Genomic DNA, 14,036 nt, shown 5'->3' with positions numbered 1-14,036 from the left:
TAAATAGTTATAAGAACGACTCTGATAGTGAGTTATTTTCATAAGCTTATGAGTGAAAAGCATATGGGCGCAGGAAGCACAATAATTCTGGACGGCGGCATGGGCCGTGAGCTGCAACGTGCTGGGGCGCCGTTCAGGCAGCCCGAGTGGTCGGCGCTGGCCTTGAGTGAAGCGCCGCAAGCGGTCGAAGCGGTGCACGCGGCTTATATCGAAAGCGGCGCGAACGTCATCACCAGCAACAGTTATGCGGTGGTGCCGTTCCATATTGGCGAAGAGCGTTTTGCCGCTGAGGGTCAGGCGCTTGCAGCGTTGGCCGGTGAGTTGGCGCGGCGTGCAGTCGAGGCTGCCGGCAAACCGGTACGCGTGGCCGGTTCATTACCGCCGCTGTTTGGCTCCTACCGGCCGGACTTGTTCGACGCTGAGCGCGTCACCGAATTACTGACGCCACTGGTGAAGGGGCTCGCGCCGCACGTTGACCTGTGGCTGGCGGAAACCCAGAGCTCAATCGTCGAGGCGCGGGCGATCCACGCGGGTCTGCCAAAGGACGGCAAGCCGTTCTGGCTGTCGTTTACCTTGAAGGATGAAGACACCGACGAGGTGCCGCGTTTGCGTTCCGGTGAGCCGGTGGCCGAGGCGGCGGCAGTGGCGGCTGAGCTGGGCGTCGAAACGTTGCTGTTCAACTGCAGCCAGCCAGAAGTGATCGGCGCGGCGATTGATGCGGCGCGGGAAACGTTTGAGCGGTTGGGTGTGAACATTCATATCGGCGCGTACGCCAATGCCTTCCCGCCGCAACCGAAAGAGGCGACGGCCAACGACGGGCTCGACCCATTGCGCGAGGATCTGGACCCACCGGGTTACCTGCACTGGGCCATCGATTGGCAGAAGCGTGGGGCCAGTCATTTGGGCGGGTGCTGCGGGATTGGGCCGGAGCATATTGCGGTGCTTGCCCAGAAATTGGCGTGAAGCCATTCGCGGGCAAGCCTCGCTCCTACAGGGGTTTTCGGTTGACCACAAATGTGGTGATCAATCACATAACCAATGTGGGAGCGGGCTTGCTCGCGAAGGCGTCCGTCCAGACGCCAAAGATTTACCCGCGGCACTCAGCCAGGGTTTTCACCTGCCCCGAATCTGTCTGGTTTTCATCCGAAAGCCACCGCTCAAACCCAGCGCCAACCACCGGCCATTCCGAATCCAGAATCGAGTACCACGCGGTATCGCGGTTCTGTCCCTTCACGACCATGTGCTGGCGAAACACACCTTCAAAACTGAAACCCAAACGCTCGGCCGCATATTTGGAGCGGGCGTTGCCGTTGTTGCACTTCCACTCCAGGCGTCGGTAACCCATGGCAAACGACTCTTTGGCCAGCAGGTAAACCGCCTCGGTACTTTTTGGCGAACGCTGCATCGGTGCGCCGAAGGTCACGTGGCCGATTTCGATACGGCCCTGGGCCGGAACAATCGACATCAGGCTGAGAATGCCTTGCACATCGCCACTGGCGCGGTCGATCACCGCGAAGAAATACGGATCGCTGTTGGCCGCGTGGTTGTTCAGCCAATCGTTGAACACGCTGCGCTCCGGGAACGGACCGTAAGGCAAGTAATCCCAGAGTTTCGGATCGGCACCCGGGCCCTGCAGGGCTTTGAACAAGCCATCGGCATGACGCGCCGGGTCGAGTTTTTCCAGGCGAATGAAACGCCCTTCGATCAGTTGAACCGAGGGCGCCGGGGCGCCTTTCCAGTCCGCGAGTGAAGTTGTCATTGTTGTTCTCCTTGAACCTTAAAGGGCTTTGCGAAACTGGATGAAACCAGGGCGTTCGGCGATGCGCTCGTAGAGCTGGATCGCGGTGGCGTTTGTTTCGTGGGTCAACCAGTGAACCTTGCAGCAACCGTCCGCCTTGGCGGTGGCGTAGACGAATTCGATCAACTGCCGACCGACGCCGGTGCCACGGGTTTCGGGGACGACCAGCAGGTCTTGCAGGTAGCAAGAGTTTTCAATGCTCCAGTTCGAGCGATGGTAGATGAAGTTCACCATCCCCACGGCTTTGCCATCGGCCCAGGCGAGGGCGGAGTGGGTGGTTTCGCTTGGGTCAAGCATGCGCTGCCAGGTGCTTTGGGTGACGGCTTCGGGCAACTCGGTGTTGTAGAAGCTCAAGTAGGCCTGCCATAGCGGCAACCAGGCAGCGTGGTCGTCGGTGGTGACCTGGCGAATCTCGATCTGACTCATGTTCATTCCTTAACGCATCAAGTGGGCGAGGGCCTGGTCCTGCATGTCGGGGCTGGCAGCAAGCCCTTCGCGCACACCGGCGATGTCTGCGGCACTACGGTTCTGGCTCAGTTTGCGTTTGCCTTCCAGGCGCTCGATCGGCAAGGCGAAACCGACGATGGCCTTGAGCATGCCGTCGATGTAGTCGGCGGGGGCGTCGTCGACTTTCCAGGGCTTGGCACGGCTCGCTTCGTGGCGATCGGTCAGGGCGCTGACCAGATTGCGCAGGCGATGGGCATCGTTGAACACTTCAGCCTTGCCGTAAGCGTGCACGGCGACGTAGTTCCAGGTCGGCACGACTTTGCCGTGCTCGGCTTTGCTCGGGTAAAACCCCGGGCTCACGTAAGCATCGGCACCGGCAAAAATCACCAGCGCCTCGGCACCGTTTTGCAGTTCCTGCCATTGTGGATTGGCCTTGGCCAGGTGCCCGTAAAGGGTGCCATTGGGGCCTTGCTCGGCGTCCAGCAGCAGCGGGATATGACTGGCTTGCAGGCCTTGTTCACCATGGGTCACCAGCACGGCGAGGCGGGTGGCGAGTATCTGCTGATGCAGTTCCTGCAAATCGTCGATGGCAAAAGCGCTTGGCGTATACATGGAAATTTCCCTTGGCGAATGTCTTCATCCTAGGCAGGCTATTGGTCTGTTGTAAGAGCCATTACCGACCAATTTCATAGGTCCATTCTTTATAGGTGCAGGCAATGACCAGCGAACCACTGTCCCTGTCCTTCAACCCGGCCGGCATCGAACTCGATCGCCGCCAGGGCTTGAGTCGTCAGCTCTATCAGGCGTTGCGGGTGCGGGTGCTCGACGGGCGACTGGCCAGTGGCACGCGATTGCCGGCCAGTCGTGACTTGGCGGCGGCGTTATCGATTTCCCGTAACAGCGTGGTCCGCGCCTACGATCAGCTCTATGCCGAAGGCTTTATCGAAGGACGGGTGGGCGATGGGACTTATGTCGCGCAATTGCCTCAAGCCGCGTTGCCGGCAAAAAAACTATCCACAAAAGTATCCACAGGGTTTTCAACAGGGTTATCCACAGCCTTATCCACAAATTGGCTGGATTTACCTGTGATTCCATCCAGTAAAGTTATCCACAGCGGTGCGCTGGAGCGCGTTGAAAAGAACCATTTGGCCAAGCCGCCGAGCGGTCCGCCGAAGGCTTTTCGGGTGGGAGTGCCGGCGTTCGATCTGTTTCCGTTCGAGGTATGGGCCAAGCTGAACGCGGCTTTCTGGCGAAAACCGGATTTACAGCAGCTGTGTTATGGCGATCCGGCCGGTGATGCGCGATTGCGCGGGATGATTGCCGCGTATTTGCGCAGTTCGCGGGGCATGCAGTGCTCGGCTGAGCAAATTGTGATCACCAGTGGCGCACAGCAAGGAATTAGCCTTTGTGCACAGCTGCTTGTGGAGCCGGGCGACGGGGTCGCAATCGAAAATCCGGGGTACCGGGCAGCCGGTCATGCCTTTGCTGTGGCGGGTGGCCGATTGCACGGTGTATCGGTGGACAGCGAGGGAATCAATTGCGCCGAGCTGGACGGGTTGACCGATTGCCGACTGGCTTATGTCACCCCGTCTCATCAGTACCCGACCGGTGTGATTATGAGCCTGGCGCGGCGGCTCGAGTTGTTGGCGTGGGCCGAGCGCACCCAAGGCTGGATCGTCGAAGACGATTACGACGGCGAGTACCGCTACAGCGGCGCACCTTTGGCCCCATTGGCAGCACTGGATCGGCAGGGGCGGGTGTTGTACGTCGGGACGTTCGGTAAAGTGGCGTTCCCGGCATTGCGATTGGGTTACCTGGTATTACCGCCGGGCCTGGTGGATGCGTTTTCCCGTCGGCGTGCGGTGGATGTGCGTCATTCGGAAGTCAGCACTCAGGCTGTGATGGCCGAGTTCATCGCCGCCGGGCATTTCCAGCGGCACATTCGCCGTATGCGCCGAGCCGCTCTAAGTCGGCGCAATACACTGCTGGCTGGTTGGCCAAAAGACATCCCCGGTGTGGGCAGCCTGCCCAGCGTGGCGGCAGGGCTGCATTTGACGGTTTCGGTCGACACGCAAGCGCGGGAGCAGCAATTGATTGAAAAGGCTGCCGGCGTCGACGTTGAAATCAATGGTTTGAGCAATTACTGGTTGCCGGACTCAAGCACCCCGCACGATCAGCGTGCAGGCCTGGTGCTGGGTTTCGCTGCGGTGCCCGAGGCCGCTATCAGCGCGGCGCTCGGGCGATTAAAAAAGGTATGGCAGGGTTGATCAGGCTATCGGTCGGGCGCTCTCGGCGAGCGCATTCTTTTGCGGTTCCAGTGCCAGAAACAGGTCACGCAAACTCAGGTCCGTCAATCTGCGCAGCACGCCATCGACCGGCTGAACGGTGTTCAATGCAAGTTGCTGTTCGCTAGTCAGTGTTTCCAGATAACTGTCCGCAATCTTCAGATGAGCAGTTTCAGGCTGGGCAGCGGGGCTGTGGGCCGTTTTGTAGTGAAAGTGCGCCACCCACAATGGCTGATCCTTGTTCGTCCGGTCGAGAATCGAATACTCCTGGAAGTAATCCCCGCGTTTTTTTGTCTGAATGCGGCCTAGTGGATTACGCGTGAATTTGAGCTGCGCGTTGTTGTGCATCCATTGAAAGCTGCCCTGGGTTGGCTTTCTGAGTTTGTACATGTTGGCGCGCGTCTCTATGCCTTGTTTTCGGACGCGCGCTGACGCTTCGCGAAGTTCCTGGCTTAGCGTCGCCACAGGCGGGTTTTTTCCATTGGCGCGAAGTCGGGCCATGGCCTTATCGACGTTCATGGCGCTGTCCTGCAGTTTGAGTGCGTACTGTTCGAAGATTTCTTGCATATCAGCCGGGATGCGGTGGGGGCGCGAAGCGTCCTTGATCGTGCGCTCGATAAACCTGGACATTTCAAGTGTCTGATCAAGCCCGTCCTCAATGATGCCCATGTCATCGAGCGTCGGCTTCGGTGGCTGGCGGGATTTCGGTATGACGGTGTCGACCTGCTCAGGCTCGGGCTCGGATTCACCCGAATCGCTGTCGGACTGGATTCTGGGGCGGCTCTTGCTGACTCTCAGGGCTGGACGTGACGGACCTGGGCGCTCTGGCGGCGCTTGCGGCGTCGTCAGGTGCGGGTGGTTGAGCAGCACGGAATCGAGCTCGTTTTGCACGATCTGGCGAAACTCGCCGATCAAGGCGCGCAGACGTGACAGCCGAGCGGGATTGACCAGATCAGGATAGCGTTCGGGCAATTCCTCGATGCGCTGTTCGGCATCACTGAAGCTGTCGTCCAACGTGCTCAGTTCTTCGAGCGCAGCCTTTGGATCGGAGTGCGCGGTCGTTTTTTTCATCAGCCTTGCGACTTCCATTGCGCTACGCGACGCCTTGATGATGATCTCTCCCACCGCGTCCCGTGCTTCGTCCATGAGCGGGCTTGCAGTCATTTGCATCGCAGGCACATGTGACAGACCGATTTCGTTTGCCTTGAAATCCAGCGCGGTAGTCTTCGGCAGCATTTTCTCCATCTTCAGGGCTTTGACGATGCCCGTTTTACCGAGCACCTTCAGATCTTCGAGAGAGGCATGCGCGCGTTGCAGACTTTCGATTATTTGATGACCGATGTCCGTCGCTTCTTTGATGGCGTCCATGAAGGGTTGCAGATTTGTGACGGTGTCAGGCGGCTCTGAGATCAGCCGTTGCGCTAGCGTGTTGTATTGGTGGCATTTGACGTTGTACCAAAGCGCCTGGTGTTTCTGCAGTTCAGTGGTAATTCGCAACAGGTCGTAGACGTACCCGGAGGTACCACTCTGCGTGCGCCATTCCTGAACGTTTTTGCGTGCCTGCTCGTAAGCGGAAATTCGCTCTTCAAGTTTTTTCAGATAGGCCGCGGTGGGTACCTGACGGTTATCTGCAGAGGCGCTGGTCATGGCCGTCTGTGCCTGTGTCAGTTCGATTTTCGCGGCTTCTTCGCCGTTCCTGAACGTGTTGATCTCGTCCTCCAAATAATGGGCGCGCATTTCTTTGGCTTTCTTGAAGGCTTTGAGGCGATTTTTAGGGCCGCCCCCGCGCAGACGCAGACGAAAATCCAGATACCACAGACCGTGTACGCCAGCATGCAGTAACGGGCCGGAGCGCGTCGGGCTGCCGGGCTGGTGGATGGTGACTTGGGCATCGTCGTCCGTACTGACCTCGAACCAGCGTTGGCCGACCTGGGCATAGGTTTTGCTGTCGAGTTGATACAGGTGTGGTGGGTACTCGTTGATCTTGCCGAGGTTCTCGTTGGCAAGATCCGGCGCCACAACGGCGAGAGTGTTCAGGTACCGGGACATGGCATCGGGGGCGCGGCGTGGTACTGATCCCGCTACTTCGAGCGAAGAACAATGGTCGGGCGGCAGCTGCGCGAGCAACGGAGTGGGGTCCAGTGTCAGCGGGGGAAAATCGTGGACAGGTTCGAGCGTTTCTCCAACGAGTAGGTGTTTTGAATTCGGTTTACCGGAAGCCATCGTGCGTCGTGAGATCGCGTGGTGGGTCAGGATGATTCCCAACGTCAGCAAGACGTCGCCCAGCGAAGTCCACGCGACAACACCATCGCCGCGCTCATGGGCGTCCACTGCTTGCTGGATCGCCTCGATGCTTTGCCACACCCAGACGGCGGTCCCGACGGCCCCGCTCAGGAAGTTCGAGGCGACGTTGAACAGCGCCCAGTTGCTGTCTCTGAACAATGCCCAGCGCTGATCGGCGTTGGACTGTGATTGGCGATTGGCCATTTCCACCATCGCCTGGGCGTGGCTGTTGAACAGCGTCAGAAACAGGTCATCGGTGATTTCGCTATTGCCGAACACCACACTCCCCAAGGCACTGAGGTTTGTCAGCGGGGCTGTCAGTTGCTCGGTGATCAACCACGGCGAAGGTAACCCGACGGGGAAAACATACTGGGAGTATTCGAAGCTCAATGCTTTGTCGGCAAGCCAGGCCAGGACCGAATCCCTGAGTTCGCCAGGCTGATGCAGGGCATACAGCAGGTTTTGTCGGGAGGGGAATTGCATTAGTGGCCGAGCGAACAGTGGCCGATAGAGCAGACAGGGACCTTGGTTGGCGTCACGCGGGCCAATGATGAACATGTTGGCGACGCTGTCTTGCGAGCTGATAAGTCGATGCTGAGGCGTCAGTGCGAGCGGGCAGATGACGACAGGCCTGGAGGTGTCGGTAGTTTGATCCATCAATTGGACGATGTAGCTGTAGCCCGTTTTATCAATACCATTTTCGTGTTTGACCTTGGACTCCAATGCCGCAAGCGGCAGCAGAATACGCAGTTGTTCCTGGTAGAAGCGGGCTTGGCGACGGGATTCGATCGGGTCTTCAAGCAGCTTGCTCTCGAGCATTTCTGGGTAGAACTTGCCAACATCGACCTGCCTGGACATTTTCAGCAGTAAGTCAGGTGTCAGCCATTCAGGAACCGCTGTACCGTCGTTGAAGTGCAGGCTCGTCATGTACGGTGCGCTGTTTTCCAGTGCAAAGTCGGCAAGTGTTTCGGTGTATGAGTCCAGTGGATTGGGCAGTGTCAGGTCACCGGCAGTGAAGCTGTTGGTAACGGTAATTTCCAGTTTCTCGAAGGGCAGTTGTTCTGCGTCCGACGGTTTGCCGTTGATAACAGCGTCCTTCATCCGTTCGAAGGCGAACTGGGTGATCGGTGTGATGGGCTGCCTCGCTTCTTCGAGATCCTGTTCCTGATACAACTTGCCCAGTTTGCTCACCAACAGGCTGTAATCGCTGATATCGGTTGCAGAGGCGTAGCGCAGCCAATCGGGAATGGAGGTTTCCAGGGTCTCGAGGCGCCCCAGCTCTTGCGGTTGGCCATTGGTTGCCAGTGACCGGATCGCCGTCGATGCCGGGGCTGGACCCGTGTGTCGGAGTGAATCGATGGTATCGAGTTGAGAGGCCACCAGGGCCCATGCCATATGGTCGAAAATGTTGCCGTCGGGCTCGAACAGGCGCCACTGTAGAGGCCGCTCTTTCAATGGATCGGCGATGTGCGCAGATAATGCCGTACCCAGCTGTTGCAGAGACTCGAAAGACTCGAAACCGCTACCAATGGTGAACATCGTCACCAATTGGCGTTGTTGATAAGTGGCGCGCAATACCAGAGCCGACCCGATCAGCAGGTGGCTGGTCACCTCGTTTTGAAGCACATCGATGTCGATCAGGCAGGCCTGCAAATGGGTGAAGTCACCGGTGTTTCCACGGCGCTCGGCTTTGTCCGGTGTGACCGATACCTGTCGAGCCATTGCACACTCATCGGCGCTCCAGCCCTTGACCTGCGTTACGTTCACGGCTTTTCGAAGTGAATCGGACAACTCCTCCCAACGGGGCGATTTCTTGCCGGTCTGATTCCAGAACGCCAACTGACGCGCTTGATACTCGACGAATAAAAGCGGCGAGTAGTCATTCAGCATCGCGCCGATGACCTCAATGTCGACAGCCAGATGCCTGGGCGTTCTGGCCTTGTGTTCAATGGTCAGAAAGTGTTCGCCGGCAATGTAATTGGCTGACAAACCTGACACGTTCAGGCGAATCAGCGCGAGGCTCAAGGTTTCGAAGTGCGTGCTATCTGGCACCACATGATTGTTGTCGACCCTCCAGTGCGGGGTCGCGACCATGCAGCGATCAGGGTCGATGATCAGCTCCGGGTAGAGCGTATCAAGTGCTTCTTTTAATACCTGCGAGGCGACATCTGCGAGGGTAGGGCCGTAGCTGATCTGGCTGAGCAGTTCACTTTTTTCAAATGACACGCTGGGCGCGGCGGGAGTTTGGGTTATGGCTTCAGGTGGCATGGTAGTTCCTTGGGTGCGCGGGCCGAGGCCGCTTGAACGCAGCCTCGTCAATGCACCCAAGGTAAGGGGCGGGCAGCCAGCCCAGGTGGTAGATATGTATCGCATTGAAGAAAACTGATGAACGCAGGCGTTGCAGCTCCGTACGACAGATTTCAGCGGGTGGAAGGCCCTGTCAGGGTAGTTCGGAAAAACAGATTTCTGGCCAGTCTGGTGTCGATCGCACTGCGGTAAATCGCAATCACCTCCCGGTTGCTGGCGCCCGCCTGCGGGCTATTGATCCTTCCTAACAGTCGCTGTTCTACAGTCTTGAGGTGGGCTGCGTTGAACAACAAGTTGGGCGAGTCGAGTTGTTCATAATGAAAATGCGCATACCACAGCAGTTTGTTGTTGTGGTGATCACGTATTTCATACTCTTGCAAAAAATCCTTCTTCGGGCCTTTTAGCCGACGACGCTGTTGCGTCATCACCACGCGTATTTCTTCTTTACTGTCTAACCACTCCACGCGTGCGGCTGTTGGTAATTGGCGCTTGGTCATGGCAATACGTGTGCTCAACCCAGCGTCGGCAAGCTGAGTGACTGCAGCCTCGAGTTGCTTCTTGAGCTCTAATGCATTGTGGGTTTTTACACTCGTGTTGGGGCCAGCGGACAGCGCCTTGTCGATCGCAGTGACGGCCTCGCTGAATTGCGTGGCGTGATGATGAAAGGACTCTTCGACTTCCACCGGAAGCCGTTTGAGGTCATCAACAAATTTCTTTTTATCCTTGATGAAGGTTGGCAATCCGTCGAGCAGGGTTTGCGCGGCAGTCGTCGTGATGGCCAGTGTCTGTGCCGGTAACGGCGCTAACGGTTTACGCGGCAGACGTTGTACCCAGACATTCGGACTTTTCTCGTGGAACGTCGCCAGCACCTTGCCGGTTATGGATGACTTGACGTCAGACAGCTGCTCGTGACCTTTGGCGGTTTTGCGTGGCACCGCGAATTGCATGCCGTTGAAGTGGGTTTTGATCGCCTTCTTCAGGGGCGGTTTTGAAGGGCCCGGCGTTGGCTGCAGTAACTCTCGGGCGCGCAGTAACTCTGCCAACTGTTGGGTACTGCGCAGGCTGAATGCGCCAATTCGCTCTTGCAGCAGGTCGACTTGAGGTTGCACCAGTTCTTGCGCGAATTGCCGGGAGAGGTCCTGAAGGCGCGAGTCGATACTGGTGAATTTATCGACCAGCGAGTTGAGCCCGTCGATAAGGCCAGTGTCATCGAGCCTGGGGTTGTCATTTTGCAGATCCATCGAGTTCTGGATGGCCAGATCAGCATCGCCGACGAGGTTATCGAAATGCTCCCAGGCGTCGATCAGTGTGGGTGTGACGCCTTCCATCACACAGAGATCGCGACTCAGAGTCACTTGTAGAGCCCTTATGTCCTGCAGGTTGAACTCGGGTAATTTACTTTTGTATTGCTGAGCGATCCTCGCGGCCTCTTTACCCAGTGTGCTCATTTCCACAAAGGCCGATTGCGCCTTTTCAACCGTTTCAACCAGCGCTGCGGACACTTCAAGCATGTGGTTATAAACACTTGAATGATCAGGTCTGATCCCTGGCATTTCCTTTTCCAGATGCTCAAGCGTGCTGTGCAGCGCACTTTCGAAGGCGGGTTGTTTGATTTCTATTATCGACTGGTTGAAAAACAACTGGGTTTTCACCAATTCGATCATGGACAGTCGATAGCGAGGTACGGCCTCGATGAGGTTGAGTGCCTTGAGCTGACCGATAGCGACGTCATAGTCCTTGATTCGCTCTTCCAGCATTTCCACAAACAGTGCAGTTTTCGCCTTGAGTGTTTCGGCACTGGCGCTCGTCATTTCTTTACGGGCCGCGATCAGTTCTATTTGGCAACGGTCGAGTCTTTCGTTAAAGGTCCTCAGGTGTTGGTGCAACTCTTCGATCCGTTGCGCGTTCTGGCGTTCTACCTGAGCTCGCCGGCTTTTCAGACCACCACCGCGCAAGCGCAGGCGTGTATCGATCACCCAACGTCCGTTGCGCAGCAGGCTGAGCAGAGGCCCGCTGCGCGTCGGTGGCTGCCGGCTGTCGATGATTTGCACTTCCTGCTGGTCATTGATGACCACCTCGAACCAGCGCGCACCGACCGGCGCGTATAATTTTTCGCCGAGCTTGTAGAGATTCTGCCGAGGTCCTGTTTCGCTCACAGGGGCACTCAGGTCTTCAGGCTTGTCGATGACAAAGCGCCTGACGGCGTCGCTCAGGCTCAACGGACGGCGGTTGAGTGCACCGCTGGTGTGAATCAGGTTCACATGGTTGGTCGATAACTGCTCGGCAGTGGTGTCCGCAATCTGGATGACGGCGACGCCCATAGACGGCGCCGGCTTTTGCAGGATCTCGTTGGATTCGAGGGGCTTGGTCGTCTTGACCGGGTCTGAGATTTCGGTGCTTTCAGAGGTCGGCTCCAGGTGCTCTTCAGGAAGCGCACTCAGGGGTTTCCAGTGCATCGCGGCATGGTGGGCGAGCACCATGGATAACGTCAGAAACAGGTCAGTCAGGGCGCTGGCGGCAACGTCGTCGTCCTGATTTTCCTTGGCGTCGAGGGCTTGTTGCAGGTCATCGAGGATCTGCCAGATCCACGCGCCGGTGCCCAATGTCCGGCCCAGAAAAGGCAGCGCAGCATTGAACAGTTTCCAGGCGCCTTGCTTGAAGGTAGCCCAATGGCTTTCTGCATTGGAGACCGATTGCCGATCGGCCAGTTCGATCAACGCGTTGGCGTTGGCTTTGAACAGCGCCGACAGGTAGTCGCCCTTGAGCGGTTGGCCGCCCAGCTTGACCGGGCCTTTGCGATAGACGTTCAGCAACGGGTTTGCCAGCAGGTCCGCGAGCACGGAAAACCCCGGTAAATCCCCGTGGAAAATGTAATTGGAGTAATCGGCACGCACCGCGTCCGGCATCCAGGCGAGCACTGACAGGCGTATTTTTCTCGAATGTTTGATCGCGTACACCAGGCTGGCCGGGGAAGGGTACTGGAGCAGCGGGTCATCCATCATCGGTCGATAAAGCAGGCAGGGCCCCTGGTCTTGATCGAGTCGGCCAATCACAAACATATTGGCAACGGTATCGACGCTGTTGTTGGCGCTGTTTTGTGCAACGAACGCCAATGGCCGGATGACAATGTCGTGGCCATCTACCTGAGGTTTTTCGACAGAAGGGTCCATGACGGCGACGATGTAGCGGTAGCCCAGTTCATCGATGGCGGCCTCGCCGCGAATTTTGCATTGCAGGGCGATCAAGGGCAGCTGTACCCGCAAGTGGCGGGTATAGAGCTCGTTCAGGTGCGCGGATTTGGTGGCGTCATCGACCATTCGGTCTTTGATCAGCGCTGGATAGGTCTTGCCGACATTGACTGCAGTGATCAACGCTTCGAGATAATCGGCGGTCAACCAGTCAGGCACAGGCGTGTTGTTGGCGAAATAAACCAACTTGACCCCCAGTGGCGCGGCGACAAGGTTCTCCAGTGCGAGTTCGGCCAGCGACAGCGTGAGCGTCTGGCTTGTGCCTGTCGCCAGCGTGCCCCACACCACAGGGCTGGTGATGCTGATTTTGAGGTCTGAGAGCTTGAGGTTTTTGGCCTCCGGATGGGCCTTTTGCATGAGCAGGGCAATGGCATCGAGCGCAAATTGGTCGATGGGTGGGATGTCCTGTTCAAAGGATGTACCGCTGCTGCTCTGGCGTACTGTCGCCAGATCCATCAGGTGTCGGCTGTAAGCACTGATGTCGGTAGGCGTGGCCTGGCTCATCCAGTCGGGCAGCAGCTGCTCGACACGGCTCAAGCGTGAGGGGTAGTTGAGCGGTGTCTGGTGAATATTTTGCAGGGTGGCACGGGTTACCGTGTTCGGGCTGAGTGCCGCAGTCGACTCGTCCGCGCCGAGCGAACCGATCGCTTGCGTCTGAAGTGCGATCAGCACAACCGCCTGATAATCAAAAAAATCACCGTCGGGTTCGAACAGCCGCCATTGAAGCTGTGTGTCTGCGGGCAGGTCGGCTCTGTAGACCCGCAACTGCTCACCCATTTTTTCCAGCGAGTCGAAAGTCTGGAAACCCGAGACAATCGAGTGCGTGATGATGAGTGTGCGCGCCCCGACCGTACCGATCACGACGGCGGTATCAAGGATGTTGAGGTGTGTTGACGTGCCATCGTTCGCCCGGTCAAGGTCAATCAGGCAGAGGCGTGTTTGATAGTTATCGTGGGGTTGCCGCGTAGCCCGGTCCGGCCACGAGAAGGCTTGCCGGGCCAGCGCATGCTGATCTGCATCCCAGCCCTGAAACTGCGCGACGTTCCAGATATTCCGTATGGAGTGCGAAAGATCCTGCCAGCGCGGAGCGGAGGTGTCATCAGTGTGATTCCAGTAGTCGAGTTGCGCCTCCTGATAAGCGGTGAAAAGTAACGGGGCCAGCTCATTCATCAGGCGCCCGATGGCATCGATATCGACCGGCAGTTGTGACGTCAAACGTGCGGAGGGCTGCAGCGTCAAGAACTGCTCGCCATCGAGGTACATGACCGGGGTGGCGTCTATGGCATGCCTCACCAGGCCACTCGTCAGCGATTCGAAATGGGTGCTGCGTGCCACGATCTGGTCATTTTCGTGCTCCCAGGAGGGCGTGCCGACCATGGCCTGATCCGGGTCGAGTGCTAGCGCTGGGTATAAGGTTGCAAGTCCGACGCGTAGTACCTTCGCGGCCACTTCACGTAACGTCGGACCCGTAATCAGCTGGGTAATCAGATCGCCGGGAAACGGCAGGGTCTCTGGGGCGTCGAGCATGTTCATGTCCTTCCGATGGGCAAGGCTGTGGATTCACAGCATCTGGCCCTGTGGAAAGTAATGAACTGCGATCAACGTGTGGCGGTACATAGTTACCGCCAAAAATATGCTTACCGCCAAAAAACATCGTTATCGGCAAAT

7 protein-coding genes are annotated in these 14,036 nt (G+C 57.6%); 2 read left to right on the top strand and 5 right to left on the bottom strand.

Going from position 1 to position 14,036, the window contains the following annotated elements:
• The first annotated feature begins 63 nt into the window (after positions 1–63).
• A complete protein-coding gene (locus tag JFT87_RS04290; RefSeq protein ID WP_201199115.1) occupies positions 64–963 on the top strand; it encodes a homocysteine S-methyltransferase family protein in 900 nt (299 codons plus the stop codon).
• Positions 964–1,087: 124 nt separating this feature from the next.
• Here the strand turns inward: JFT87_RS04290 and JFT87_RS04285 are convergent, their stop codons facing one another.
• The 3 genes from JFT87_RS04285 to JFT87_RS04275 are packed head-to-tail and all read right to left on the bottom strand — an operon-like array spanning position 1,088 to position 2,857.
• Entirely contained in the window at positions 1,088–1,759 is a 672-nt protein-coding gene (locus JFT87_RS04285) for a GNAT family N-acetyltransferase (protein ID WP_201199114.1), read from the bottom strand.
• An 18-nt stretch (positions 1,760–1,777) separates the two neighbouring features.
• On the bottom strand, positions 1,778–2,224 hold the full coding sequence (locus JFT87_RS04280; protein WP_201199113.1) for a GNAT family N-acetyltransferase: 447 nt from the start codon (positions 2,222–2,224) through the stop codon (positions 1,778–1,780).
• 9 nt (positions 2,225–2,233) lie between these two features.
• The gene (locus tag JFT87_RS04275; protein ID WP_201199112.1) at positions 2,234–2,857 is read right to left on the bottom strand and encodes an FMN-binding negative transcriptional regulator; all 624 of its coding nucleotides are present in this window, start codon (positions 2,855–2,857) and stop codon (positions 2,234–2,236) included.
• A gap of 104 nt (positions 2,858–2,961) precedes the next feature.
• On the opposite strand from JFT87_RS04275, the gene pdxR reads away from it, so the two are divergent.
• The gene (gene pdxR, locus JFT87_RS04270) at positions 2,962–4,512 is read left to right on the top strand and encodes a MocR-like pyridoxine biosynthesis transcription factor PdxR (RefSeq protein ID WP_201199111.1); all 1,551 of its coding nucleotides are present in this window, start codon (positions 2,962–2,964) and stop codon (positions 4,510–4,512) included.
• On the opposite strand, the gene JFT87_RS04265 is transcribed toward pdxR, so the two are convergent.
• Both JFT87_RS04265 and JFT87_RS04260 read right to left on the bottom strand, forming a co-directional pair.
• Entirely contained in the window at positions 4,513–9,081 is a 4,569-nt protein-coding gene (locus tag JFT87_RS04265) for a dermonecrotic toxin domain-containing protein (RefSeq protein WP_201199109.1), read from the bottom strand.
• 152 nt (positions 9,082–9,233) lie between these two features.
• Entirely contained in the window at positions 9,234–13,895 is a 4,662-nt protein-coding gene (locus tag JFT87_RS04260) for a dermonecrotic toxin domain-containing protein (protein WP_201199107.1), read from the bottom strand.
• Positions 13,896–14,036 lie beyond the last annotated feature (141 nt).

This window comes from Pseudomonas sp. TH15, assembly GCF_016651105.1.
Lineage (GTDB): Bacteria > Pseudomonadota > Gammaproteobacteria > Pseudomonadales > Pseudomonadaceae > Aquipseudomonas.
The sequence above is the reverse complement of the archived record's forward strand: the minus strand, read 5'-3'. Positions and strand labels throughout refer to the sequence as shown.